At 56.5% G+C, this 26,020-nt stretch carries 20 protein-coding genes and 1 rRNA gene; 15 read left to right on the top strand and 6 right to left on the bottom strand.

The annotated features are described in order from the left end of the window. From rrf to ABJT94_RS08195, 9 genes are all read left to right on the top strand, one after another. A 5S ribosomal RNA gene (gene rrf, locus ABJT94_RS08235) occupies positions 1-98 on the top strand; the annotation flags it as partial. Positions 99-408: 310 nt separating this feature from the next. Continuing rightward, positions 409-822 (top strand): c-type cytochrome, encoded by a 414-nt coding sequence (locus tag ABJT94_RS08230; protein WP_348475844.1) that lies wholly within the window; start codon positions 409-411, stop codon positions 820-822. 314 nt (positions 823-1,136) lie between these two features. Continuing rightward, positions 1,137-2,132, top strand: a complete 996-nt coding sequence (locus tag ABJT94_RS08225) for a glutathione S-transferase family protein (RefSeq protein WP_348475843.1) — start codon at positions 1,137-1,139, stop codon at positions 2,130-2,132. 101 nt (positions 2,133-2,233) lie between these two features. Beyond that, on the top strand, positions 2,234-3,136 hold the full coding sequence (lgt, locus tag ABJT94_RS08220; protein ID WP_348475842.1) for a prolipoprotein diacylglyceryl transferase: 903 nt from the start codon (positions 2,234-2,236) through the stop codon (positions 3,134-3,136). Then, complete coding sequence (thyA, locus tag ABJT94_RS08215) at positions 3,133-3,927, top strand: thymidylate synthase (protein WP_348475841.1); 795 nt, start codon at positions 3,133-3,135, stop codon at positions 3,925-3,927. The genes lgt and thyA overlap by 4 nt, the downstream gene beginning before the upstream one ends. Positions 3,928-4,084: 157 nt before the next feature. Then, positions 4,085-6,490: an ATP-binding protein gene (locus ABJT94_RS08210; protein ID WP_348475840.1), complete on the top strand. Its 2,406-nt coding sequence runs from the start codon at positions 4,085-4,087 to the stop codon at positions 6,488-6,490. A 203-nt stretch (positions 6,491-6,693) separates the two neighbouring features. Next, entirely contained in the window at positions 6,694-8,643 is a 1,950-nt protein-coding gene (gene acs / locus ABJT94_RS08205; RefSeq protein WP_348475839.1) for an acetate--CoA ligase, read from the top strand. Positions 8,644-8,867: 224 nt separating this feature from the next. Beyond that, on the top strand, positions 8,868-9,515 hold the full coding sequence (locus tag ABJT94_RS08200; protein WP_348475838.1) for a response regulator transcription factor: 648 nt from the start codon (positions 8,868-8,870) through the stop codon (positions 9,513-9,515). Between the two features lie 198 nt (positions 9,516-9,713). Further along, positions 9,714-9,953: a hypothetical protein gene (locus ABJT94_RS08195; RefSeq protein ID WP_348475837.1), complete on the top strand. Its 240-nt coding sequence runs from the start codon at positions 9,714-9,716 to the stop codon at positions 9,951-9,953. Positions 9,954-10,027: 74 nt separating this feature from the next. Here ABJT94_RS08195 and ABJT94_RS08190 read toward each other — a convergent pair whose 3' ends face one another. Continuing rightward, positions 10,028-10,429 (bottom strand): hypothetical protein, encoded by a 402-nt coding sequence (locus ABJT94_RS08190; protein ID WP_348486034.1) that lies wholly within the window; start codon positions 10,427-10,429, stop codon positions 10,028-10,030. Positions 10,430-10,755: 326 nt separating this feature from the next. Continuing rightward, positions 10,756-14,250 carry a PAS domain-containing hybrid sensor histidine kinase/response regulator gene (locus ABJT94_RS08185; protein ID WP_348475845.1) on the bottom strand — a complete coding sequence of 1,165 codons (3,495 nt, stop codon included), beginning with the start codon at positions 14,248-14,250 and terminating at the stop codon, positions 10,756-10,758. Between the two features lie 429 nt (positions 14,251-14,679). On the opposite strand from ABJT94_RS08185, the gene hemH reads away from it, so the two are divergent. Then, positions 14,680-15,690 carry a ferrochelatase gene (hemH, locus tag ABJT94_RS08180; RefSeq protein WP_348475835.1) on the top strand — a complete coding sequence of 337 codons (1,011 nt, stop codon included), beginning with the start codon at positions 14,680-14,682 and terminating at the stop codon, positions 15,688-15,690. A gap of 60 nt (positions 15,691-15,750) precedes the next feature. Here hemH and ABJT94_RS08175 read toward each other — a convergent pair whose 3' ends face one another. The 4 genes from ABJT94_RS08175 to ABJT94_RS08160 all read right to left on the bottom strand — a co-directional run bounded on the left by ABJT94_RS08175 (position 15,751) and on the right by ABJT94_RS08160 (position 20,116). After that, complete coding sequence (locus ABJT94_RS08175; protein WP_348475834.1) at positions 15,751-16,797, bottom strand: AAA family ATPase; 1,047 nt, start codon at positions 16,795-16,797, stop codon at positions 15,751-15,753. A 75-nt stretch (positions 16,798-16,872) separates the two neighbouring features. Next, positions 16,873-17,790: an XrtA system polysaccharide deacetylase gene (locus tag ABJT94_RS08170; RefSeq protein ID WP_348475833.1), complete on the bottom strand. Its 918-nt coding sequence runs from the start codon at positions 17,788-17,790 to the stop codon at positions 16,873-16,875. Between the two features lie 27 nt (positions 17,791-17,817). Continuing rightward, positions 17,818-19,155: a nucleotide sugar dehydrogenase gene (locus tag ABJT94_RS08165; protein ID WP_348475832.1), complete on the bottom strand. Its 1,338-nt coding sequence runs from the start codon at positions 19,153-19,155 to the stop codon at positions 17,818-17,820. Between the two features lie 37 nt (positions 19,156-19,192). Next, positions 19,193-20,116, bottom strand: coding sequence for an XrtA system polysaccharide deacetylase (locus tag ABJT94_RS08160; protein WP_348475831.1), 924 nt, complete (start codon positions 20,114-20,116; stop codon positions 19,193-19,195). Between the two features lie 232 nt (positions 20,117-20,348). Between ABJT94_RS08160 and ABJT94_RS08155 the strand changes: the two genes are divergently transcribed. Genes ABJT94_RS08155 through ABJT94_RS08135 form a run of 5 tightly spaced genes read left to right on the top strand, consistent with a single transcriptional unit; the run spans position 20,349 to position 26,017 of the window. Then, positions 20,349-21,746: a TIGR03013 family XrtA/PEP-CTERM system glycosyltransferase gene (locus ABJT94_RS08155; RefSeq protein WP_348475830.1), complete on the top strand. Its 1,398-nt coding sequence runs from the start codon at positions 20,349-20,351 to the stop codon at positions 21,744-21,746. After that, positions 21,746-22,393 carry a polysaccharide biosynthesis/export family protein gene (locus tag ABJT94_RS08150; RefSeq protein WP_348475829.1) on the top strand — a complete coding sequence of 216 codons (648 nt, stop codon included), beginning with the start codon at positions 21,746-21,748 and terminating at the stop codon, positions 22,391-22,393. Before ABJT94_RS08155 ends, ABJT94_RS08150 begins: the two co-directional genes overlap by 1 nt. Then, entirely contained in the window at positions 22,393-23,910 is a 1,518-nt protein-coding gene (locus tag ABJT94_RS08145) for a hypothetical protein (protein ID WP_348475828.1), read from the top strand. The genes ABJT94_RS08150 and ABJT94_RS08145 overlap by 1 nt, the downstream gene beginning before the upstream one ends. Positions 23,911-23,928: 18 nt before the next feature. Further along, entirely contained in the window at positions 23,929-24,789 is an 861-nt protein-coding gene (locus ABJT94_RS08140; protein ID WP_348475827.1) for a hypothetical protein, read from the top strand. Continuing rightward, the gene (locus tag ABJT94_RS08135) at positions 24,773-26,017 is read left to right on the top strand and encodes a hypothetical protein (protein ID WP_348475826.1); all 1,245 of its coding nucleotides are present in this window, start codon (positions 24,773-24,775) and stop codon (positions 26,015-26,017) included. Before ABJT94_RS08140 ends, ABJT94_RS08135 begins: the two co-directional genes overlap by 17 nt. The last annotated feature ends 3 nt before the right edge of the window (positions 26,018-26,020 follow it).

Raw genomic sequence — 26,020 nt, 5'->3', positions numbered from 1 at the left:
GTGGAACCACCTGATCCCTTGCCGAACTCAGAAGTGAAACGCAGCCTCGCCGATGGTAGTGTGGGGTCTCCCCATGTGAGAGTAGGTCATCGTCAAGCTTTTAATACCAACCCCAGGCCAGCAATGGTCTGGGGTTTTTTTTATGCATGGGGAGACCCGCTTTTTTGTGTGTGGGGTCCCGAGACCGGGATGCCGGACCAGACGTACCGCCCCATGTGAGAGTAGGTCATCCCAACCACCGCATACAGCTCTCTCACTAGTACCGGCCCGAGAGGGTAAGGGTAGTTCGACGCCTCGAATTTTTATGCATTGGTTAATACCCTTTTACAGCGAATGGTTTTTCAACGGCGCTTTAACTCGTTATACTTCGTCCACCTTCGAATTTGATTACATAATACAGGTCTGATAATGAATAAACTGATAGGTCTGATCACCGTAACCCTGTTGGCGGGCTTCGCCTGGGGTGAGTCTTATGAAGATCAGGTGCGCGAGCGCTTGGCGCCAGCTGGTAATGTCTGTGTTGAAGGCCAGGAGTGCACAACTGCGACAGTTGCTGCTTCCGCGCCTCAAAGCTCTGAGCCCAGAAGCGGTGATGCAGTGTACGCTGCGGCTTGTGCTGCCTGTCACACCTCGGGCGTATTGGGTGCACCCGTTTTCGGAGATGCCGGACAGTGGTCTGCTCGTCTGGAACAGGATACCGCAACACTGTACGACCATGCGATCAACGGCATCGGCTCCATGCCAGCCAAAGGCGGTAACGCCAGTTTGAGCGATGAGGAAGTCCAAGCCGCCGTCGATCACATGATAGCGGCCGTTCAATAAGCGGTACTCGACGCACTTCGGTCTATCAGAATTGGCTGCAAAGGCCTATTTGCTCGACAGAAAAGCCAGAACGAGCCGGTAATTCGGCTCCTTCTGGCTTTTTTGCTGCTGGCCTGTTTTTGGGCGGTTGAGACTGGATCACTGCTCGTCTTCAAATATTCTGAAGACCGTGGTCAGTTTCTTCTGCTTTTCTCACCCCCCCTTTCCGATACTATGGTTGTTAATAATCTAGGGCTGTCGCTTAGTGATGGCTTGGGCCCGGTGTCTTCATGCAGTCAACTGTGTGGAGGCTATAACCACCAGAGGAGAACACCATGGGGCTTTTAGTAAACGGACAATGGCAAGACAAGTGGTACGACACCAGTAAAAGCGGTGGCAAATTCGAGCGTGAGGACGCGCACTTCCGTAATTGGGTCACCAGAGACGGTGAAGCTGGTCCTTCAGGCCGGGCCGGTTTCAAGGCCGAGAGCGGGCGCTACCATCTCTATGTGTCCATGGCCTGCCCCTGGGCCCATCGCACCATGATTTTTCGCAAGCTGAAAGGTTTGGAAGATTACATTGGTTTGTCGGCAGTGCATCCCGACATGCTAGAAAATGGCTGGACGTTTGAGGGCCCCAATCTGGAAAGCCCGACTGTTGTTGGTGATAACCTTTACCAAAGCCGGTTTTATCATGAGCTCTACACCCGGGCCAAATCCGACTATACCGGTCGGGTAACTGTGCCTGTGCTGTGGGATACCGAGCAAAACACCATAGCCAGCAATGAAAGTGCCGAGATCATTCGGATGCTGAACAGCGAATTCGATCATATCACCGGTAACACGCTTGATTTTTACCCCGACGCGCTGCGCGCTGAGATCGATGAGGTCAATGATCGGGTGTATCACACCGTTAACAACGGGGTCTACAAGAGTGGCTTTGCAACCACTCAGGAGGCCTACGAAAAGGCCTTCGATGAGCTATTCGACAGTCTGGACTGGCTGGAAGACCGGCTGAGCACCCGGCGATACCTGGTCGGTGAGCAGATTACCGAAGCTGACTGGCGGTTGTTTACCACCCTGGTCCGGTTCGATCCGGTGTATGTGGGACACTTCAAGTGCAACCACAAGCGCATTCAGGACTACCCGAACCTGCAGAACTATGTACGGGATCTTTACCAGCAGCCAGGCATTGCCCGGACAGTGGATCTGGTGCATATCAAGCGGCATTACTACTTCAGCCACAAGACCATCAATCCCCATGGGGTAATCCCGAAGGGCCCGGCGCTGAGCTTTGATGCTCCCCACGATCGAGATCGCTTCAACCGCTAATTGGCCAGGGCTGTGAGGGACCGGTACGCTAACCCGCACCGGTTTCTCAGCTGTGCCGGGTGGGGTATCATCCGCACTCGGTTTTAGCGGATAGCCTTCTGATGATTCACCCTCAATTCGACCCGGTTGCTCTGGCCCTGGGGCCCCTTCAAATCCAGTGGTACGGTCTGATGTATCTGGCTGGCTTTGCAGCCGGTCTGTATCTGGGTATCTGGCGCGCGCGCAAGCAGTCGTGGCGCGGTTTTACTTCGGAGCAGGTGCAGGATCTGCTGTTTTACATCGTCGTCGGCATCATTGTGGGTGGACGTGTCGGCTATGTCCTGTTTTACAACCTGAGCGAATTCTTTCAGAACCCCCTATATCTGTTCCGTATCTGGGAAGGCGGTATGAGCTTCCATGGCGGCTTCCTGGGGGTTTGTCTGGCCGTGATTCTGTTTGCCCGCAAGACCGGCAAGCCGATCTTCGCCGTAGGCGACTTTGTCGCGCCGCTGGTACCGCCGGGCATTTTCTTTGGTCGACTGGGTAACTTCATTAACGGAGAGCTCTGGGGGCGCCCCACCGATGTCTCCTGGGGCATGATCTTTCCGCAGATAGATGGCCTGGTGCGCCACCCGTCTCAGCTCTACCAGATGGCCGGCGAAGGCCTTGGGCTGTTTATTCTGATGTGGTGGTTTAGCCGCAACCCACGGCCACGCATGGCGGTGTCAGGTCTGTTCATTGTCGGCTATGGTGTCTTTCGTACCGCCGCCGAATTCTTCCGTGAGCCGGACGAGCACCTGGGCATTCGCGCACTGGGGTTCCTGACCCAGGGCATGATACTGAGTATCCCGATGATCCTGATCGGCATACTTATGATGGTCTGGGCCTACCGTCGTAATGTGTTTGATACGGCCCCTGCGGTTGAACCGAGCGTTACCGGATCAACATCAGCCTCAGCGGCCAAATCCGGTAAGACATCTTCCAAAAAGCAGTCCGGGAAGTCGGGCAAAGGCAGGCGCACATGAAGCAGTATCTGGACCTGATGCAACGCATCAAAGACGAAGGCACCCGCAAAGCGGACCGCACCGGTACCGGTACCCTCAGCATTTTCGGCCACCAGATGCGGTTCGATCTGAACCAGGGGTTTCCGCTGGTTACCACCAAAAAACTGCACCTGCGCAGCATCATCCACGAACTGCTGTGGTTTCTGAGTGGCGACACCAATATTCAATACCTGAAAGACAACGGCGTTCGCATCTGGGATGAATGGGCCGATGAAAACGGTGATTTGGGCCCGGTCTATGGCCAGCAATGGCGCCACTGGCGCACGCCGGATGGCGACACCATCGATCAGATCAGCCAGGTGATGCACACTCTGAAAACCAACCCCGATAGCCGGCGCATGCTGGTCGTTGCCTATAACCCGGCCGATGTCGACAAGATGGCGCTCCCGCCCTGCCACAGCCTGTTTCAGTTTTACGTCGCCAACGGCAAGCTCAGTTGCCAGCTGTATCAACGCTCCTGCGATGTGTTTCTCGGGTTGCCGTTCAACATTGCCAGCTATGCGTTGCTGACGCATATGGTGGCCCAGCAAGCCGGGTTGGACGTGGGCGACTTTGTCTGGAGCGGCGGTGATGTGCATCTGTATCTGAACCATCTGGAACAGACGGACCTGCAGCTCAGTCGCGAGCCTTACCCTTTGCCGCAACTGCGCCTGGCGAGAAAACCGGAGTCACTGTTTGACTATCGGTTCGACGATTTCGAGATTTTGGATTATCAGTCACATCCGCACATCAAGGCCGAGGTTTCGGTCTGATGCATGCCCCTGGCATCCGGAGTAGGGACATTCCGGCGAGCCTGGTGACGGACCCGTCATCAAGCCTGGTAGTAACGCATAACTCACACTGTTTGCTCTGGGTGTATTGAATAAGGCAGGACGCTTTCTTCAACAACTCGGTAGAGTAAGGAACAAAATGCCCAACACAGTCACAACCCCGACAGCCGACCGTTTGCAGCCCGAACAACTCAAAGCTCAGGTCTCGCTGGAGCATCTGCTGATCGAAACCTCAGACGATCTTGAAGGCGTTAGTGGCTTTCTCGGCCAGCCACGCGCCAAAGACTCGCTGGAATTCGGCATCGCCATGCGTGGTTCCGGGTATAACCTCTATGTGATGGGCGCTTCAGGTACCGGCCGGCAGTCGCTCGTCTCCAAGTACGTTAAAGACCTGGCTGACACCCAGCAGTCACCAACCGAATGGGCCTACATCAATAATTTTGAAAACGCCCGGGAGCCAATGACACTGGAGCTGCCGGCCTCCCGTGGTGACGACTTGCTGAAGGCCATCAACGGCTTTATTGGTGAGTTGATGGATACCTTTCCTGCAGCGTTTGAAAACCCGACTTACCAGCGTAAACGCACCGCCATCGATCGGGAATTCAATCAGAAATACGACGCCGCCATGGCGGTGGTGGAGCGGTTTGCCAACCAGCATGAAATTGCCGTCGTCTCCGATGGCAATTCGGTCATGCTGCTGCCAGTGATCGATGGCAAAGCCCTGGATGAAACCGAATTTGCACAACTGCCAGAAGAACTGCGCAGCGAATTTCAGCGCCGCATCAGTGAGATTGAAGAGCACCTGAACGAGCAATTGCTGGAGATGCCCACCTGGCGGCGCACCAGCTCGGAAAAGCTGCGAGAACTCAATAACGAGACCGTACAGCAGGCCATCAAACCATTGCTGAAGGAACTCGAAGTTCGCTATCAGAGCCAGCTGTCGGTGCTGCGTTATCTACGCGCGGTTAAACAGCATCTGCCGCCGCTGATTCTCGAATTGTATTCCGATGAACTGGGGCTGGAAGTGCGTTCAGACCAGGAGCGCAAACAAACGCTGCAAACCTATTTGCGCCCCAATTTATTGACTCAGCACGAAATGAACGCCGGCGCCCCGGTGGTTTACGAAATGCTGCCAACTTACCAGAACCTCTTTGGCCGCATCGAATACAGCACCCAGCAAGGCATTCCGGTCACCAACTTTCAATTGATTCGGCCCGGGAGTTTGCTGCGTGCCAACGGCGGTTATCTGATTCTCGATGCGGAAAAGCTGCTGATCGAGCCCTTTGCCTGGGAAGCATTGAAGCTGGCGTTGAAGACCAAGCAAGTAAAGATGGAATCGCCCTTTATCGATGCGTCACTGATGCACACCATCACGCTCAGCCCGCAAAGCATTCCGTTGAACGTGAAGGTCATTCTGATTGGCTCGCGCGATATCTATTATCAGCTGCAGGAATGGGACCCGGAATTCAATGAACTGTTTCGAGTACCGGTCGATTTCGATAACTTCATTCCGCGCAATTCGGAAACCGTCGATAACCTGATTCTGCGCATCAAAGCCTATGGCGATGACAAGGGCTTTCGTCCTTTAACACGCGCCGCTCTGGAGCGGCTGGTTGAATTCAGCCTGCGCGAGGCGGAACACCAGTCAAGGCTTTCGGCCCAGGTGATCAAGGTGTTCAAGGTGTTTGCCGAAGCCGATTTTCTGTGCCGGCATGACGACGCCCGGGTGATCGATGCCGTACACATTGAGCGCGCCCTGAATGCGGCGGAGTATCGCAATGGTCGCATTGCCGACCAGATGTTGATGGAGATTCAGGAAGGCACTGTCCTGATTGACACCCAGGGCAAGCGTGTCGGTTGCGTGAACGGTTTGACCGTGATGGAAATTGGCGAGAGCCGCTTTGGCTCCCCGGCCCGCATAACCGGCACTGTGCATGTAGGCGCCAAGGGCGTCGTCGACATCGAGCGGGAAGTAGAGCTCGGTCAGGCCATACACAGCAAGGGCGTGATGATCCTCAGTGGCTTTCTGGGCCATGATTTTGGTCGCCAGTTTCCGCTGACTCTGTCAGCGCACATCGCCATGGAGCAGAGTTATGGCGCCATTGATGGCGATAGCGCCACCGTCGCCGAATATTGCGCGCTGATCAGTGCCATCGCGCAGATTCCGGTGAATCAGGGCTACGCGATTACCGGCTCAATGAACCAGTTGGGCGAAGTGCAGGCGGTCGGCGGCATCAATGAAAAAATTGAAGGCTTCTTCAAGCTTTGCGAGATTCGTGGGCTGACCGGTAAGCAGGGCGTGATTATACCGGCCGATAACGTCAAGCACCTGATGCTGAAGCAGGAAGTCATCGAGGCGGTCAGCGCCGGGCGTTTTCAGATTCATGCAGTGCGGCACGTTTACCAGGCGCTGGCGCTACTGACCGGCATGCAACCCGGCGAAGCCGACAGCAAAGGGCTGTTCCCGGCGGAGTCTGTCAATGGCCAGGCCCAGGCAGCCCTGAAACAGCTGTTTGAGAACTACCAGGATACCGATGAAGAGTAGCGCCCGTCGCTGTGCACCTGCCAGCCCGAGCGTGAGCCGAATCGACTAATGTCGCATTGTGGTTCAACCACCAAAAACAACAATAGGAGGCTACACTCGACTAGCCATGGCCGCGTGTCCCTCCCTGCTCCGGGCAACTGACGCGCAGGGAGTTCAGCTGAAACGGCCAGAATCATTTCAAAACAAGAACATAGGGGAAGAATATGGACAGCAAGGTCTATCCGGTGCCCGCTGCGGCACGTGAGCGTGCCCTGGTCACTTCTGAAGATTATGACCGCCTGTATCAGCAGTCAATCGAAGACAACGAGGGTTTCTGGCGCGAACAGGGCCAGCGACTCGACTGGTTCAAGCCCTATACCCAGGTTCGGGACGTCAGTTTCGACAAGAACAATCTGCACATCAAATGGTTTCAGGACGGCACCCTAAACGTTGCCCATAACTGCATCGACCGCCATCTGGCGACCAAAGGCGATCAGACTGCAATTATCTTCGAAGGCGATGAACTGACCGACGAGAAAACCGAAATCACCTATCGCCAACTGCATGGCCACGTCAGCCGGCTGGCGAACACCCTGAAAGACCTGGGCGTCAGCAAAGGCGACCGGGTCACCATCTACATGCCCATGATTCCCGAAGCCGCCTACGCCATGCTGGCTTGTGCCCGCATTGGCGCGATTCACTCGGTGGTGTTCGGTGGTTTCTCGCCCGATGCCCTGGCCGGTCGCATTGAAGACTGTGACTCCAACCTGGTCATCACCGCCGACGAGGGCGTGCGGGGTGCCAAAGCCATTCCGCTGAAGCAGAACGTCGACAAGGCGCTGGAACATTCCGGTACCGAGTGTGTTAAAAAAGTACTGGTGGTGCGTCGCACGGGCGCCCAGGTGGGCTGGAAAGAAGGTCGCGATGTCTGGTATCACGAGTCGGTAGACAAGGCCAGCGCTGACTGCCCGGCCGAAGAGATGAGCGCAGAAGACCCGCTGTTCATTCTCTATACCTCTGGTTCAACCGGAAAGCCGAAGGGCGTACTGCATACCACCGGCGGTTATCTGGTGTACGCCTCGCTGACGCATCAGTACGTATTCGACTACCAGGACGGCGATGTCTACTGGTGCGCGGCCGATGTGGGCTGGATCACCGGTCACAGCTACATTCTGTACGGACCGCTGGCCAACGGCGCCAAGACCCTGATGTTCGAAGGCGTGCCGACCTACCCGTCGGTGAAGCGTATTGCTCAGGTGATCGATAAGCATCAGGTCAATGTTCTGTACACCGCCCCCACCGCCATCCGCGCACTGATGGCCAAAGGCAACGAAGCCACGGAAGGCACCGATCTTTCCACCATTCGCCTGCTGGGCTCAGTTGGCGAACCGATCAACCCGGAAGCCTGGGAGTGGTACCACAACCATTACGGCCGCAACGAAGTGCCCATCGTCGATACCTGGTGGCAAACCGAAACCGGCGGCATCCTGATCACCCCGCTGCCTGGCGCGACTGATCTCAAGCCCGGGTCCGCCACACGGCCTTTCTTTGGTGTTCAGCCAGCGCTGGTCGATAACGCCGGGCGCGAATTGAAAGGCGCGGTAGAAGGCAACCTGGTCATCACCGACAGCTGGCCGGGCCAGATGCGCAGCATCTATGGCGACCACGACCGTTTCGCCCAAACCTACTTCAGCACCTACGAAGGCTATTACTTCACCGGTGACGGCGCCCGTAGGGATGAAGACGGCTACTACTGGATCACCGGTCGTGTCGACGACGTACTCAACGTGTCCGGCCACCGCCTCGGCACGGCCGAGATTGAAAGCGCCCTGGTCGCCCATCCGTCGGTCTCCGAAGCAGCGGTGGTTGGCTACCCGCACGATCTGAAAGGGCAGGGCATCTACGTCTACGTCAGCCCTATGGCTGGTGTGGTACCGAGCGACGAACTGACCAAAGAGCTGGTGCAATGGGTGCGCAAGGAAATTGGCCCCATCGCCTCACCAGACCTGATTCAGTGGACCGACGGCCTGCCGAAGACCCGCTCCGGCAAGATCATGCGCCGCATTTTGCGCAAGATCGCCGCCAACGAGCAGGACAGCCTGGGCGATACCTCTACCCTGGCCGATCCATCGGTGGTGGATGATCTGATTGAGCATCGTCTGAATCAGAAATAAACACCCGCTGAACCCAAGGTAATCGACAACCCGGCCCCGCGCCGGGTTTTTGTTGGTTCACAGACGCCAAAAAACAGGTCAAACTAGGTAGCAATAGAAAACAGAGTCAAGCGCTGACCGACTGTTTGAGCGACTAAAACAAAAAATGCACCAACAAGCCAAGCCCGGAGCGCCATCAACCGGTCTGGCCAAGCTGCCACGCAGCCTCAGCAATAGGAAGGCCTATGTCATATCAGCTACTCATCGCCGATGACCACCCCCTGTTCCGGGATGCATTGATGATGGCCCTGCAGCAGGGTGACCTGAGCGACAGCACCATTGCCCTGGCCTCTACGCTGGAAGAAACCCTGACCGTCCTGGAGCAACGACAGGATCTCGACCTGCTGATGCTCGACTTGCGCATGCCAGGCAGCGACGGCTTCTTTGGCCTGATTCAGATTCGCAAAACCTTTCCGGACGTACCCGTTGTGGTGATATCCGGCAGCGACGACCCGGCCGTCATCGCGCGTACCCGCACCTTTGGCGCGCTGGGATTTATTGCCAAGTCAGCCCCGACGGACGCCATTCGTCAGTCGGTACTGGCCATTCTGAACGGCGATGAAGTCTGGCCGGAGGGCGTCGACGCGACGCCGGAAGACGACGAACTGCTCGACATCGTTCGCCGACTCGGGGAGCTGACCGACCAGCAACGCCGAGTATTGCAACACCTGCAACAAGGGCGGCTGAACAAGCAGATCGCCTACGATCTGAATATCTCCGAAGCCACGGTAAAAGCCCACGTAACCGCTATTTTTCGCAAACTCGGCGTGTTAAACCGGACTCAGGCGGTCATTCTAGTCAACCGCCTGGCGATGGACTCAGAGAACACCTGACCGCTTTGATTCCAGCGACGTACTGACAAAAAGCGTCACATTCTGGCCGATACGGCAAAGGCTGTGAACCAGTACTCCCCTGAAATGCCGACTGAGCGCCTTTCCCAACATTGGCACGCTTCTCGCTCTATGCTCTGTGTAAACGAATTAAATCGATGTATTTGATTCAGTACCCAGTGGGAAACAAGGGGAAGTGACATGACCTCCACGCTTAAACACAGCACCGCCCGCCGCAGCCAGGACGACTCGGCCAGCAAGGTTGTGCACCTTTATCAGGTTCGCCCCGAACTCGCGCTGGCGCACCTCAAGCGCACCACCGGGCTGGATTTCGATTCCGTACCCCAAAGTCTGGTCAATCACGTGAATCTGGCCAAAGAAGACGATGACCGGTATTCCGAGCCGCCGATTCTGACGGACGTAGTGGAGTGCCGCGGCTGATCAGCCTTTGAGGGCTGACCGCCGAAGACCGGCAAGCGTTAGAAAAGCAGCCATCAATCGTTCCGGGCAGCCAATCAGCTTTCTGATGAGCCCCAAAGAACTTTGCGTGCAGGCCGTGACCGCTCGGCCGATTTTTCCTGCACCGGCTGAACAAAAAGTTCATCGACCACGTAGTGATCGAGATCGCTCTGCAAAATGACATCGATGCGTTCCAGCCGGCCCGTCAACTTCAGATTGGCCACACCGGAGAGCAGCAGTGTCTTGCTGTTGATTCTTCCCTGGTCTACCGCAACATCCCGCACGCCAGAGGCATCCCGATAACGAAGCAGCAACCGTACCGGGCTGTTGTCCTGGGCGTCAAAGCGTACCCAGCTGGCCACATTGAAGCGTTTTTGCCAGCGCTGGGTAACGGCGATTTGGTTCGGAGCGCTAAAGATGTGCTCCGGAACCTGGGTCAAAATGTGCATTTTCTGCATCTTGTGAATCCTCCTCGAACCATCCAGCTTATAGAATTGTCCGACCCAGTTCAGAGCATCAGGTCTCAACTTCGGTAATTGCCTCAAACATCTGTTTTAATTTTCCCGCTTCCAATTCAACATCAGCCCCATTGCGAACCATGGGGGAATGACATCGGTAGAACTCAAAAGCAGTCGCAATGCAAGTGCTGGCTACCGGGTGAGCCTATCCGGGGAAGTACGCAACATGGATGTTGCGGTCTAGGCCCCATGGAAGGGTTTACGCCGGCCCCGGATAGGCTTGCCCGGTGGCTGGCACGAACGATTGGCTTGAGGTCGGCCCTGCCTCAAGCCGCCGTCATCGCCCTCAACAAAGACCTCAGCGTGGCCGGCTTCACAGGCTTGCGCAGATAACTCAGCCCCATGGCTTCGGCTTCGCCGCGTAACTGGTCGTCCGGGTGCGCGGTGATCAGAATGCCCGGAACCGGGGTTTGCCAGTGTGCCAGCAACTGCGGGTAAAGCGTCAGCCCGGTTTCGTTTTCACCCAGGTGGTAGTCGAGCAGCACCAGATCGGGCACGGGCACCTTTAGCGCCTGGTCGCCACTGGTCGCGAAATGGGTCTCGCAACCCCAGCGTTGCAGCAGAGTGACCAGAGCGTCCACATTCTGGGGTTCATTGTCGATCACCAGCACCTTAAGGGTCAGATCGGACCGGGAGGCGGCCGTTATGGTCTGGGCGGGTTTCAATACCACTGTCGGCTGCGCCAAGGGTAGTTCAACTTCGAAGCAGGAGCCCCGTCCCGGGCGTGAGTAAACCCGAATCGGGTGCTGCAACAGCTGGCTCAGGCGGGTCACAACACCCAGACCGAGGCCCACACCTTCGGCCTCCTGGCTGTGTTGATCGAGCCGGGTGAAGTCATTGAAAATGCGCTGTAAATCCCGGTCATCAATGCCCAGACCGGAATCCCAAACCTGAATAACCACCCGGTCACCGCGCTGGCGGGCTCCCACTAGAACGCCACCCGAGCGAGTGTACTTAATGGCATTCGACACCATATTCTGCACGATGCGACGCAGTGCATTGGGGACCGACTTCACCGCCAGACGGGTGTGCCGAATTCGCAGCTGAAGCTGCTTTTCGCGGGCGACTGGCTGAAACTCGTTGTCGATGCCCAATAACAGTGGTCCCAGCGCCATCGGTTGAGATTCGGGGGCCACCTCCTGACCATCGAGCCGGGCAATCTCAAGCAACGTCGACATCAGCTCTTCCGTGGTGCGCAGCGACTGATCCAGCTTGCCCAGCGTCGCCTCCGCAGGCCATTGTTCAGCCAGGGCCGCCGTATAAAGCCGGGCCGCATTCAACGGCTGCAGAATGTCGTGACTGGCGAGCGCCAGAAAGCGGGTCTTACTGGCATTGGCGCGCTCGGCTTCACTTTTAGCCGCCAGCAGAGCCGTTTCAGCGCGTTCCCGCTCACCGATTTCAGCCCGCAACTCCGCATTGATCAGTCGCGCCGCTTCCGTCCGTTCCGCTACGCGAATCTCAAGCGTGTTCTTGGCATCCTGCAATTCGTCTTGTGCCTTCACGAACTCGGTAATGTCGTTAAAGGTGGTTACAAAGCCACCACCCGGCAGCGGGTTGCCTCGTATTTCGATTACCGACCCATCGCGCCGCACCCGGATAAAGCGGTGCGACGTACCCTGTTTCAGGTGCTCAACACGGCGCCGCACGTGCTCATCCGGTGAGCCGGGCCCGCATTCACCGCGCTCGGCATTGAACCGAACCAGCGTCTCGACCGGCACGCCTACCCGAATCATGCCTTTGGGGTACTGGTACATCTCCAGGTATTTGCGGTTCCAGGCGACCAGGTTCATGTCGCCGTCGAGCACCGAAACGCCATGGTCGATGTTTTCCAGCGTTGCCGATAGCACCTTCTGGTTGAACTGGATCGCCTGGGTGGTCTCATCAAAGAAGGTCACCACATCTTCAAAATTCAGGTGCCGCCCCGACAGTGCCGAGTGCATCATGGCGCGTGCCGAACTGGCGCCAATCACGCCGGAGAGAGTGCGTTCAACGTAGCGTATGAAATCGGCCGTGGGGGCTTCCTGGGGGTTCAGGTGCAGGTGGTTCACTCGCTCGAAATCTTCGATCAGGGTGCGGGTGCGACCGTAGCCGGCAAAACGTTCCAGCATGGCAATCAGCTCACCGGTGCGAATGCTGATTTTGCGCGGCACTTGCCCGGGGTGGTGCAGGTGCTCATCGAGATTCACATAGGCGGCCGCCTGCATCCGGTCATTGAGGCTGGGTTGGGTGCGACGTGATAGCCATATGTAGACCACCGTGTTGGCGAACAGACTGAAAAAGACCCCGTGGCTCAGCGGGTCGGTAAACTCGAACCCGAAGAGCGCCTCTGGTTTAAGCCAGTCGAACCCGAACAGGCCGTGCTGCAAAAAGGTCTCCGGGAGCATGGTTGAACGAACCAGGGTAGGCAACATCAGCGTCCACACCCAGAGCAAGGTGCCGATCAGCATGCCGCCGTAAGCCCCCCAGGCATTGCCCTTGCGCCAGTACAGGCCCCCAATCAGCGCTGGCATTAACTGCACCACCAGGGAAAACGCCAACAGGCCGATGGTCGAGAGTTCATCGATGCCACCAAAGCTGTGGTGATACAACCAGGCCGCAAGAATCACCCCAACAATGGCCAGGCGCCGCACCATGATCAGCGCTGGCCCAACCTGGCGTCTGGGCTCCGCCATGCGCCCGCGCATCAGCAGCGGTAAGATCACATCGTTACTGAGCATGGTCGACAGCGTGAGCGTGGTGATCACAATCATCGCCGTCGAGGCTGAAAACCCGCCAATAAACACCAGCGCGCTCAGCCAGTTCTGCTGGGTCGCCTGGGGAATCAGCAGTACGTAGGTATCGGCGTTAACGGTATCAGCCGGAAACAGCATCAGACCAGCCGTGGTAATAGGCAGAATCACCAGGCTGATTAGAATCAGGTACAGGCTGAATCCCCAGCGGGCCTGGTTCAGATGGCGCAGATCGGTGTTTTCCACAACCGTCACATGGAACTGGCGTGGCAACACCAGAATGGCACTGGCGGCCAGTATCGTCTGGGTAATGAAATTGAGTGACGGCCCATCCCAATCGAACACCTCGATTTGCCGGAAGGTGGTCATGTAGTCAGACGGGCCGTTAAAGAAGACATAGATTACAAAAAGCGCCAGCGTCACCAGTGCTGCCAACTTGATCACTGATTCAAACGCTATCGCCAGCATCATGCCCCGGTGATGTTCCGACACATTGACCTGCCGGGTGCCGAACAGGGTGGCAAAGCCGATCATCGCCAGTGCCACCATCAGCGCGGTGTCGCTGATGCCGCTTTGCTGAATCAGCACCGGGTCGACCAGTACTTCCAGACTGGTGGAAACCGCCTTCAACTGCAGCGCAATGTAGGGCACCCCCGCCAGGGTGCAAATAGAGGTTACCAGCACGGCTATGCCGTTGCGCTTACCATAGCGCGATGCCAGAAAATCAGCGATCGAGGTCGTATTCTGCCGGTGCCCGAGCTTCACCAGCTTGATCAGCACCGGCCCACCCAGGGTAAACACGAGAATGGGCCCGAGATAAATGGGCAGAAACTCCCAGCCACCGCTGGCGGCACGGCCCACACCGCCGTAGTAGGTCCAACTGGTGCAATAGACCGCGAGCGACATGGAATAAATGCTGGCATTGATCCACCCCGGCCAGCGTTTTTCTTTTTGCCGGTCACCATAGAGGGCAATCACAAACAGGACCGCCACATAGGCGATCGCCAGGGAGAATAACGACCAGGGGTTCATCACGGGGGTACTGCACCTCTTATTATTAGGTATTCTTAGACTTCACCGGTTGAAAGCCGGCAACCGGGCATGCCTATCCGGGGTCGGCGTGAACCCGTCCATGGAGCCTAGACCGCAACATCCATGTTGCGGACTTCCCCGGATAGGCATACCCGGTAGCCGGAAGGTTCTCCGGCTCTATTTCACGCTGCCCCGAATAGGCTTACCCGGCAGCCCGCACGGGTTTATGGCGCAGATGAACCAGCAACCCGCGTACTCCGTAGTGTCTGAGCCACAGTGGTATAAAACCCGATGCCAGACGTGCATTATTGGTCAGCGGGCCTAGCGCGTTACAATACGTTATCAGTAATCATGGTTTTAGCAGTATTCATGGTGTAACCCTCGCCGTAAAGATCTACTCGCCCCTATCGCCCGATTGGAAGGAACGGAATGTCTAAACCCGAGCAACATCCTGCAGTAAAGCACGGTCGCATTGGCGTCTTGCTGGTCAACCTGGGCACGCCGGATGCTCCTGATACCACCAGTGTGCGCCGCTATTTGCGTGAATTCTTAATGGACCGGCGCATTATCGAAGTCAGCCCGCTGATCTGGTGGCCCATACTGTTTGGCCCCATTCTGACGTTTCGCCCGAAGAAATCGGCCGCGGCCTATCAGAAAATCTGGCTGACCAACCCGGATGAATCCCCGCTGCGGCGATATACCCGCGAGCAGGCAGAGCGTCTGCAACAGCAGCAGCCCGAATGGGTCATCGACTGGGCCATGCGTTATGGCACGCCATCGATCGCCTCGCGCATTGACGCCCTGATGGCTCAGGGCTGTGACCGTTTGCTGGTATTGCCGCTGTACCCGCAATATTCAGCCACCACGTCAGCCTCGGTCACCGATGCGGTGTTTGATACCCTGAAGAAGATGCGCTGGCAGCCAACCCTGCGCGTCGCCCACCCCTGGCACGACCATCCGGCTCATATCGATGCGCTGGTCTCACAAACTCGGGAACAACTGGCTGCGCTGGAGCAGGAGCCCGAGGTGCTGGTGCTGTCGTTTCACGGTCTGCCACAAGCCTATTTCGATAAGGGCGACCCCTATTACTGCCATTGCCAGAAAACCGCCCGTTTGCTGCGTGAAGGGCTGGGCTGGCCGAAAGACAGGGTGCGGGTGACGTTTCAGTCGCGTCTTGGGCCAACCAAGTGGCTGCAGCCCTATACTGCCGAGGTACTCGAAAAGCTGCCGGAAGAGGGCATTAAACGCATTGCTGTGGCTACGCCAGGGTTTGTGTCGGATTGCGTTGAAACGCTCGAAGAGATAGCCATTGAGGCGCGTCATGGGTTTCTGGAAGCAGGCGGTGAAGTGTGCGATGTACTGCCGTGCCTGAATGCCTCCGATCGGAGCATTGAGATGCTGGACAAGATTGTTACTCAGGAGTTGCAGGGCTGGGTGTAAAGCGGCATCCGGTAGTCGCCCTAACCCCCCTTGAAGGGGTCAGGGCGAATGGCTTGCAGTTCAACTCCGGCGCTTGGGGTTCAGCGGTTTAACATTGCTGGGCGGCGTGTCTTGTTGGCTGACCAGCCGATCGAGCTTGGCATCGATGCGTTCGAGCGCGCTGGCAATGCGGCCCAGGGCCGTATCGTCGATCGGGCTTGACGCTTGCTCGTTAACCGGTGACTTGCCGGCGACTGCGTTTGAGTGTTCCGCTGCGCCCGACGCTTTCTCCTCGTCGCCGGTTTCCGCTTCCATATGGGCCATAAAGGTCTCACCCATCAGGTCCTGGCGAATTTCGACCAGATCGGCGGCGTTGAGGTGAGGGCGGTCGTCGGAATAGGCGCACAGCATCAGGCCGTCGCACAATTTGTTGATTAACCGGGGAATCCCTTTGCTGAGTGCATAAACCTGTTGCACCGTGTCGGCATTAAACAGGGTGTCGCCTTCGTAACCGGCAATAAAGAGGCGATGATCGATGTACTCACCAGTCTCTTTCGCGCTCAGGCCGTTGAGGTGAAAGAAGAGTTTAACGCGTTGCGCCAGCTGCGGAATGTTGTAGATAGCGTCTTTCAATTCGGGCTGGCCCAGCAGGATGACTCGCATCACCGGGCCACCCTTGCCCTCCAGGCCCGAAAGCATGCGAATGTCTTCCAAGTTCTCGCGGCTCAGGTTCTGGGCTTCATCCACCGCCAGTACCACGGGTACGCCATCGTCCGACAGTTTTTGCAAATAGTCGTTAATGGCCAGCAGCATGGATACCTTGTTCTTGTCGTCATATGGCAAGCCAGCCTGGCGGACAATCAGGTGGAACAGATCATCCGATTTCAAATTGGTGTAGGCAATGTGAAACAGCTTCAGGTCCTGATTCAGGCCACGCATCAGCTTCTTGAGCAAGGTCGTCTTGCCCGAGCCAATTTCGCCGCTGACGACGACAAATCCTTCAGGGCTCCAGACGGCCGAATCCATATACACGAACGCGCGCGAATGCTGCTGACTCATATAGATGAAGTCATCTTCCGGCGCCATCCGGAACGGGTGACGTTGCAGACCGAAATGTTCGAGGTACATGTTATTGCATCCAGTTGGGTGCCAGTTGTGGGCACCGAACAGTTTTAGGGGTGATGACAGATCTGGTCATCGGGGTCAGACCGCTCTTCCAAGTTCACTGGCAAAAAACACCGTATCTGCCGGTTGATACTGCCGGTAACTGTTCGACACGGTATCAAACTGAAAATCATCCAGCAGTCGCTCCAGGCGAGCATAGCACCGGTCCAGATTCGTGTAGTGTCTGAATCGTGAAAACCAGCTGGCGGCATCGAACCTGGGTTGATCCGGGTCGATTTCCCAGGGGTGTAGATAGAACATTTGAGGAACGCTGTCCCCCTGGCTAGCCTGGCGAAACAACTGTCGGAATACAGGATAAGGAAATTGGCGAAAATAACCACCACCGGCGGCCGGAATTGAGAGGGCCATAACCTGCGCGGTGGTTAACGGAAACTCACGCAAGGTGTTCCCGTTAGCGGCTTGCAGCAGGTAAGGTTCGCGCGGGGAACCGGGAATGCCGTAGTTGTCGTGGCGGATCGGGAAAATGCTGGAATCCCAGGTAAAGCCGAGTTCGGTCAGTACATCGAGTGCCCAGAGCGAGCGCTGGGTAATTGAATAACTGGCCGCGCGATAGCCCGTGACCGGTTGCTGAACAATGTCTTCAAGCAAGGCTTTGGAGCGACGGGTTTCTTCGGTAAAAACGGCGCGTGTCTGATTGTAAATAAGCTGATGGCTGTAACCGTGTGACGCGATTTCGTGGCCATGGTCAGCCAGGCGACGAATCAGCTGTGGGTAGCGTTCGGCTACCCAACCGAGCACAAAAAACGTTGCCTTGACGCCTTTGCGTTCAAACAACTGAAGCATCGCCTCGGTGTTGGCTTCTACCCGGGAGGGCATGGCATCCCAGTCGGCCGGCTTTACCACCTTGGCCATTGCCGCGACATGAAAGTAATCTTCCACATCGATGCTTAGCGCGTGAACGGCTCGGGTCGGGTCGGGCTTGCTGTGTTGGCTCATGTGAACTCTCCTGCGGGTGTGCCGCGGTTACAGACGCCAGACCGGTAATTGCAGCTCAGCGCACCGGGCCCGATCAAGAATGCATTTTATATCGAAAGCGCCCGCGCCCGGAACCAGCATGCCTTTCAGGTCGGCTGGTGTCATGGCCCGGTATTCGTTATGGGCGACGGCGATAACAATGCCATCCAGCTGATTCAGGTCTTCCAGTTTTGCCAGCGGCAGACCGTATTCATGCAAGGTGTCGGCTTCGTCAGCGTGCGGATCATGAACGAACACCTCAACATCCCAGCTGCGCAAACTGCGAATAACATCAATGACTTTCGAATTGCGAATATCGGGGCAGTTTTCTTTAAATGTAATGCCGAAAATACCGAGTCGTGCGCCTTTAACTGGCTGATTTCTAGCCACCAGTTGCTTCACAATCTGAGTTGCCAGAAATTCACCCATGCCGTCATTAATTCGACGGCCGGCTAGAATAACATCCGGGTGATAGCCAAGTTTTTCTGCTTTGTGTGTCAAATAATAAGGGTCAACACCGATGCAATGCCCCCCGACCAAGCCGGGTTTGAAAGGCAGGAAATTCCACTTGGTACCGGCTGCTTCCAGAACTTCGGTGGTGTCGATGTTCATGTGATTAAAAATAATGGCCAGCTCATTCATCAAGGCAATATTGAGATCGCGCTGGGTATTCTCGATCACCTTGGCTGCCTCGGCCACTTTAATTGAGGGGGCCCGGTGAACGCCGGCCGTGACCACCGATTCATACACCCGGGCGACGATGTCGAGAATCTCCGGTGTCTGGCCAGACACAATTTTCAGAATATTGGTAAACGTACGCTCGCGATCCCCCGGGTTGATACGCTCCGGTGAGTAGCCGACAAAGAAATCCACCCCGCAGGTCAGGCCTGAGGTGCGTTCGAGCACCGGAACACAGTCTTCTTCGGTGGTGCCCGGGTAGACGGTCGACTCATACACGACAATGTCGCCGGCTTTTAGGTGGGGCCCCAGCGTTTCAGAGGCTTTGATCAGTGGCGTCAGGTCGGGTTGCTTGGAGTCGTTAATCGGTGTCGGTACGCAGACGATGTGAAAATCGGCCCGCGCCAGATCAGCGGCATCGCTGGTAAACAGAATGTCTGCCTGGCTCAGATCCTTAATGGCCACTTCACCGGTATGGTCGTCGCCCTGCTGTAGCTGCAGGATGCGGCTGGTGTTCACGTCGAAACCAACGCAGCCATGTTGGTGCCCGAAAGCAACGGCGACCGGCAGGCCAACATACCCCAGGCCGATGATGGAGATACGGCGGTTGTGAGGCGAATGATCTGCAGTGGCGGCATCGCGAGCGGGGTTTGAGTGTTTTTGGGTCATAGTCACATCCTGTGAGAGTGTGGTTGCCAGTGGTCAGTCAGGTCAATTGGACGAGCGAACCGTCTAGATTAGTGTAAGTCGTTGCCCAGCGGTGGCCGGTAAGGCTTTGGCTCAGAGTGGTAAAATGAAAGTCATCGAGCAGGCGCTTAAACTGCTTGAAACAGGGCTTAAGGTGGCGGTAATGACGCAGCCGGGATATCAGGCTCAAGCCACTGAAATGCGGTTGCTCCGGGTCGATTTCCCAGGGGTGCAGATAGAACACACGCGGGGTATTGCCACTCTGGCCAGCAGCCCGAAACAGATAGCGGAACAGCGGGTAAGGCATCTGCCGAAACGAGCCGCCGCCGGATACCGGCACCTGCAAACCCATGAAATGGGTGGTTGTAAACGGAAACTCAAACAAACTGCGGCCCGACCGGGTAATGATGGTGTACGGTTCTGAAGGTGTTTCCGGAAGGCCATACTGATCGTGGTAGATCGGGTAGATGCTGGCATCCCACTTGAACCCGAGTTCGACCAATACATCCAAAACCCACAGCGAAGTGCGGGTGACCGAGCAATTGACGGCACGATAGCCCACTACGCTTTGTCCGGTCAGATCTTCGAGCAGGAATTTGGCACGGCGGGTTTCTTCGCGAAACGTTGCGGGTAGCTGGTCGTGTGCCGATTCATGGTGGTAGCCGTAACAGCCGATCTCGTGGCCGCCGGCGGCAATGCGATGCACCAGGTTGGGGAACCGTTCGGCAACCCAGCCGAGAATGAAAAAAGTGGCTTTTACATTTTGCTGCTCGAACAGTTCCAGCAGCCGATCAGTGTTCATTTCAACGCGGGAGGGCAAGCGGTGCCAGTCGGTCCGGGAAACCGCACCAGACAGCGCCAGGGTGTGAAAATAGTCTTCCACATCGATGGTCATCGCGTTAATCGGCGCTGGGGTTTTGGCTGTGGTGGTTCCGGCAAGCATGGCTACATCCTGTAACATCGTACCCGGGTATCAAACGTTGGAACAACGCCACCGGGTTGGCTATCCTTTGAAGGACGAGTTTACTGCTTCTGTTAACAATATGCACTAGGGCAGGACTTGTGATTTTTATGGAAAAAGAGCACCATAATGACCGATAGCCATCGGAGTTGGCTGTCCCATTGGTGCTAGCCAATTGGGTCATCGTTCCAGATCATTGGGCAAGGAAGCTATTGTGTCGTATATCCGTATTCGAAAACACTACCTGCACGTCCCCTACCTGGCGCTCGGTCTGCTTGAGTTTCTGGTGCTGTTTCTGAGTTTTTATGTACTCAGCGAGATCCAGCAGGCGCTCGACCTGGTGCCGGTCTCCTACAGTCTCTGGTCTTCCCTGTTATATGCGTCCCTGCTCAGTGCCGGTTCCCTTGCCATGGGGGTCTACCTGGCGATGATGCGCGAAGGCTTTGCCGCCATGTTTTTTCGAACTCTGGTCGCCTTCTGTTTTTTGGGGTCGCTGGGGTTATCGGTTGTCACCGTCATTTGGCCCGCGCTCGATGTGGGCAGTTCCAACCTGTTCTGGGCGGTGATGATTTCGACCGGCATCACCTTGCTGGTTCGACGGGCCTTTGTGCATCTGGTCGATTCAGACCAGCTGTCGCGCCGTATCCTGGTACTTGGCACCGGCCAGTTAGCAGGTCAGATTCATCGTGAGTATGAGCGCTACCGGCGCAGCCTGGGGGTTCGCATTGTCGGTTACCTGGGCAGTGAGGAAGAAGCGTTGCCAGCCCACGCTTGCATGCCAACACCGGAAGATCTCTTTACCTTTTGCAAAAACAACCGTATCTCCGAGATTGTCGTCGCAACGCAGGAACGCCGGCGCACCGAGGGCGCCCAGTTCCCGCTCGATGACCTGATACGCTGCAAGCTCGGGGGCGTACAAATTTCCAGTGCGCAAGCGTTTTACGAACGTGAGCTTAACCGCATTGACCTGACCCTGTTGCAACCGTCGTGGATCATATTCTCCGACGGCTTCAAGGCCTCTAAAGCCCGCGATGCCATCAAGCGCCTGTTCGACCTGGTGGTCAGCGTAGCGCTGGCTATTCTACTGGCGCCAATCATGTTGTTTGTCTTTGCGGCGGTTTATCTTGAGTCGGGCCGGCCTTTCGTTTATAGCCAGATACGCACCGGGCAGCACGGCAAACCCTTTAAAATCTACAAAGTCAGAAGCATGCGTCAGGATGCCGAAAAAGACGGCAAGGCAGTGTGGGCCAAAGCGCAGGATTCGCGCGTAACCCGGGTGGGCGCCTTTATCCGCAATACCCGGCTCGATGAGATTCCCCAGCTCTACAACGTGATTCGCGGTGACATGAGTTTCGTAGGCCCCCGGCCCGAACGACCCGAATTTGTTGTGGACCTCGAAAACAGCATTCCCTTTTATACTCACCGTCACGCGGTCAAACCCGGGTTGATGGGGTGGGCACAGTTGAATTACCCCTACGGTGCGTCGGTTGAAGATGCGCGCTGCAAACTTGAGTACGACCTCTACTACGCCAAGAACCACAGCTTTGTGATGGACATACTGATTATGATCCAAACCGTTGAAGTGGTATTGCTCGGCAAAGGAGTTCACTGATGAGTGTTTCAGGCTGCAAACGTTCTCTGCTGGCCGCCCTGGGAGTGCTGTGGGCCCTGGCTCTGGCCGGGTGTGCCTCTTCTGGGGTGACCGACGGGCAAGGCCCGGAAATTACTTACAAACGCGAGGCCTATGTTATTGGTATTGGCGACCAGTTGCGGGTTGATGTTTGGCGCAACCAGGAATTAACCAGAGATCTGATCGTCAGACCCGATGGACTGATCACCATGCCGCTGATGGGCGACATGCAAGCCGAGGGAGAAACACCCGAAGAATTGGCGGCTGCCATTTCAAATGAGCTGGGCGTTATCATTATTTCACCCGAAGTCAGCGTCACGGTGACCAACCCGGTCAGCGTTGCCTACCAGTACCGGGTGCGGGCCATGGGGCAGGTGAATGAAGCCGTGTCGATCGCCTTTGTCGATGGCATGACGGTCGTCGACCTGGTGCTAGCCGCTGGCGGAATCAGCCCTTTCGGTGCCGGCAACCGGGCAGTGCTCAACCGGGAAACGCCCGATGGTTATGTCGAATACAGGGTGCGACTCGACGACATCCTAAACAAGGGTGACATTCAGACCAACTATCCTTTACAGCCGTCCGACATTCTAACCGTACCTGAAAAATCAGTGTTTCGAGGAGAGCTCTGATGGATCCGAGTAACATTAAAGATTTATTACAGTCATTGAAAATGGAAGCCCTGCGTTACCGCTATGTTATCGCGGCGTTGTTTATAGCTGTTTCTTCTGTCGTACTGGTAGCCGGGTTCATGATGCCCAAAACCTATTCGTCCAAAGTCATTCTCTATGCGGACGTGAGTAATATTATTGGTAATTTGCTGGAAGGTCAGGCTGAAATAACCCGGATTGATCGGGCCAAGGAAGCACGGGATATCGTCTTTACCGATCGCATTTTACGGTCAGTCGCCATTGAAAGCGGTTTTGAAAATCCTGACGACACCATTCCCCGGCTGCGCAACGGGTTGCGTATCTCGGCTAACGGCGACTACGTGGAAATCAGCTACCGCTCGAGTAATGCCGATACCGCGTTTAAGGTGGTCAGCGCTGTTACTCAGGAGTTTATCGAAGAGACCTCACGCAAAAAACGGGAAGAGAGCCGGGGAGCCTTCGAGTTCATTGACTCTCAGGTTGCCTCCTACCAGCGCCAACTGGAAGCGGCTGAAAACCGGTTGAAGGAATTCAACAGCCAGAACATCGATGTTACCGAACAAAGCGTGACCAACCGGGTAAACGGCATCAAGAATGAAATACAAACCTTGCGTCTTTCAGTGCAGGACAGTGAGGCCCGGTTGCGCAGCTTTGAAGCCCAGATGCTGACCGAACCTGAGTTTCTCACGGTAGAGCGGGACATTGAGCCCACCAGTCGCGAACGCCGCATGGAAGCCTATGAAGAGCAACTGGCGGAACTGCGCCTGAGTTATCGCGATACCCATCCGGACATCGTGAATCTGATGGAGCAAATGGTCGTTCTGGAAACCCAGATCGAGCAGGAGCGCATCAACAACCCGGGGCGCAGTGCTGTGGAGCGGGTGGAAAACCCGGCCATGACTAACCTGAAAGAAATGATCAGCAACGAGCGAGCCACTCTCAGTGCAGCGCGTCAGCGGTTGACCAACCTGAATAATTTACTGGAAACCGAATATGCCAGCGCCGAGACAGTAGCGTCGAAGCAGGCCCGGCTGCAGGAGCTGACGCGCGATTACTCGGTCACCAAAGACGTTTACGAAGACATGCTAAAAACCCGTGAAAATGCACGCCTGTCCATGACGCTGGATATCGAAGGCCAGGGCGTAACCTACAAAATTCATGAACCGCCGTCCTACCCGGTCAGATGGGACGGCTTGCAACTGGTTCATTTCGCCGCGCTGGGGCCTTTGCTTGGCCTGATGTTGCCGTTGGGGCTCACCGGTGCACTGGTGCTGTTTGATCCCCGGGTTCGCTCAGCCAGTTATATGGAATCGCAATTGCCGGCCCATGTACAGCTGGTGACCAGCATTCCGCTATACAACAGCGCCGTCAGTGAGGTGGCGAGCAAACGCAGCCTGATTCTTCTGGCGCTGTTGGTGCTATTGTATCTGGCGGTTTATGGCTTTGTTGTATTTGGTGCATCGCCCGAACTGATCAGCACCTTTTTGCCAACCTTGTAAGGCCATGCCGGAGTATGAATGGATAACAGTAAGCTCTTGCGAGCATTGGAGAAAAACAAGGCGCAACGCAGCCAGGCGGCTGATTTTGAGCTGCAAAGTGAAACCAAACCCGTACGCGAAAAGCCGCGGGGGGCAGACATTATTACCGACCTGCTGCCCCAGGAGCATCGGCTGACCCGCCAGGCGTCGCTTGAATTAATGCCCAATCCGGATCCGATGTCGAAGGCCGATATGAAAAAGAACAAGCTCGTCTATTCCGGTATGAAAAACCGCGCTGTGCTCAATGCCTACCGTGAGTTGCGTATCAAGCTGATAGAGAAAAGCACGGCTGGTAGCGCCAACACCAATGGTGGCAACATCGTCGTCATGCTCACCTCGGTCGACGTGAACAGCAATTCAATTCTGACGCCCATGAACCTCGCCATATCCTTTGCGCTCGACCTCAACTCCTCGGCATTGCTGGTCGACTGCAACCCCTACGGTTCCGACCTGCAACGCCTGGTGACCGCCCCGCTGTCGGTGGGTGTTACCGATTACCTGAAAGACCGCTCGCTGGGGCTGGATCGAATTATTTATCCTTCGGGCATTGATCGGGTGGCGGTGATACCGGCCGGTAATGAAACCGGCATCAGCGTCGAGCAATTCTCATCTCAGGGCATGGAACACCTGATTTATGAATTGAAAAACCGCTACCCGGACCGCTTCATCGTGATCAATACACCGCCGGTGCTGGCGAACAGCGAAGCCCGGGTACTGTCCAAGTTCTGCGACCAGTCGGTGATTACCGTGCCGTATGGCCGGGCCAGCATGGACGCCATTGAAGACGCGGTGGAGGCAATAGGCGCTGAACGGGTGACCGGTGTTGTGTACCAGCAATAGCAGCTATGACCCACGGTGCTCAACACCCCGGCTGTTTGGCCGGCAGGTGGTGTTGCTGGCGCTGATCGCTGCGGTTGAACCGGCGCTGGCCGAATGGTCACTGGAAGCGGCGGCGACCGGTGCGCTGGCCAATGACGGTACCGAAACAACCGGGTCCGTAACGCCGGAGTTCGAGTTCGAACTGGAAACACCCTGGGTTGACTGGACATCCGCGGCAAACGTAGCGGTCACATCGCCCCTCGAAGAGTGGCAGCCAACCACCCCCTGGCAGGCCGAGAACGACATTGTCTGGACATCCAGTGACGAGGTGTTGTCTGTGGCACTGGAACATCAGCATACCGAAGACGAGGTCGACTTCAGCCAAGCCCGAACCATTGATGACCGGGTGGCTACCCTGGTAGCCCTTCAGCGTCGACAGGGCCAGAGGCTGATTCACCGGCTGGAAGCAGAGTGGGACTGGCAGAACAATCGCCAGGTCGATGATGATCTGGTGCTGTCGGAGGTGGAAGACCAGGGCTGGCAGGCGGGGTATGCCCCCGCTTTTCAGCAGAGCCGGCAAACCCTGTGGCAGGCCGAAACCCGCTATCAGGAGCGCGAGTCGGGGCTCAGTGAGTGGCGGTATGGATTGGGCTGGCAGTACCAGACCCAGGTGAATACCTGGAACCTGAACGGCCAGTGGATTGAAGCCAGTCGCGAGCAGCAGGAGCTGGAAACTTACAGCCTGTCGGCCCGGTGGCAGCGAGAAACCGAGCTGGGTCTGTGGCAGGTGCAGCTGGCGAGATCGGTGGATGACACCCTCAGTTCGCAGACCATTGGCAACCAGAACACAGCGGTAGACCAGCAAGCGCTGGCCATTACCCGCCAGTTCACGCTGAGCCTGTCCGACGTACAATGGCAGCGGGATCTGACGGTCTCGGCACTGCTGGAACTGAGTGATCAGGAGCAGGAGCTGACGCTGGCCGGCAGCAATGTTGCCGACGACCGGGAACGCACGGCCCGGGTTGAACTCGGGTTTGAATATCAGGCCTCGCAGCGTTCAACCACCACGCTGGATACCTCGTACCAGTGGCTGGAAGAATCGCTGTGGCAAGCCAACCTGGGGTGGACGCGGGTGCTGAGTCCGCGCTGGCAAAGTCAGGCGGAAGTGCAGTACACCGAAAGTGACAACGATGAGGAATGGCAATGGCTGATCGGGCTGAGAGTGCAGTTGATCGACGCAGGTCAATAAAAC

Origin of the sequence: Saccharospirillum sp. (assembly GCF_039982735.1) — a bacterium.
Lineage (GTDB): Bacteria > Pseudomonadota > Gammaproteobacteria > Pseudomonadales > Natronospirillaceae > Saccharospirillum.
Note: the sequence above shows the minus strand (reverse complement) of the source record. Positions and strands in the feature narration are given on the sequence as shown.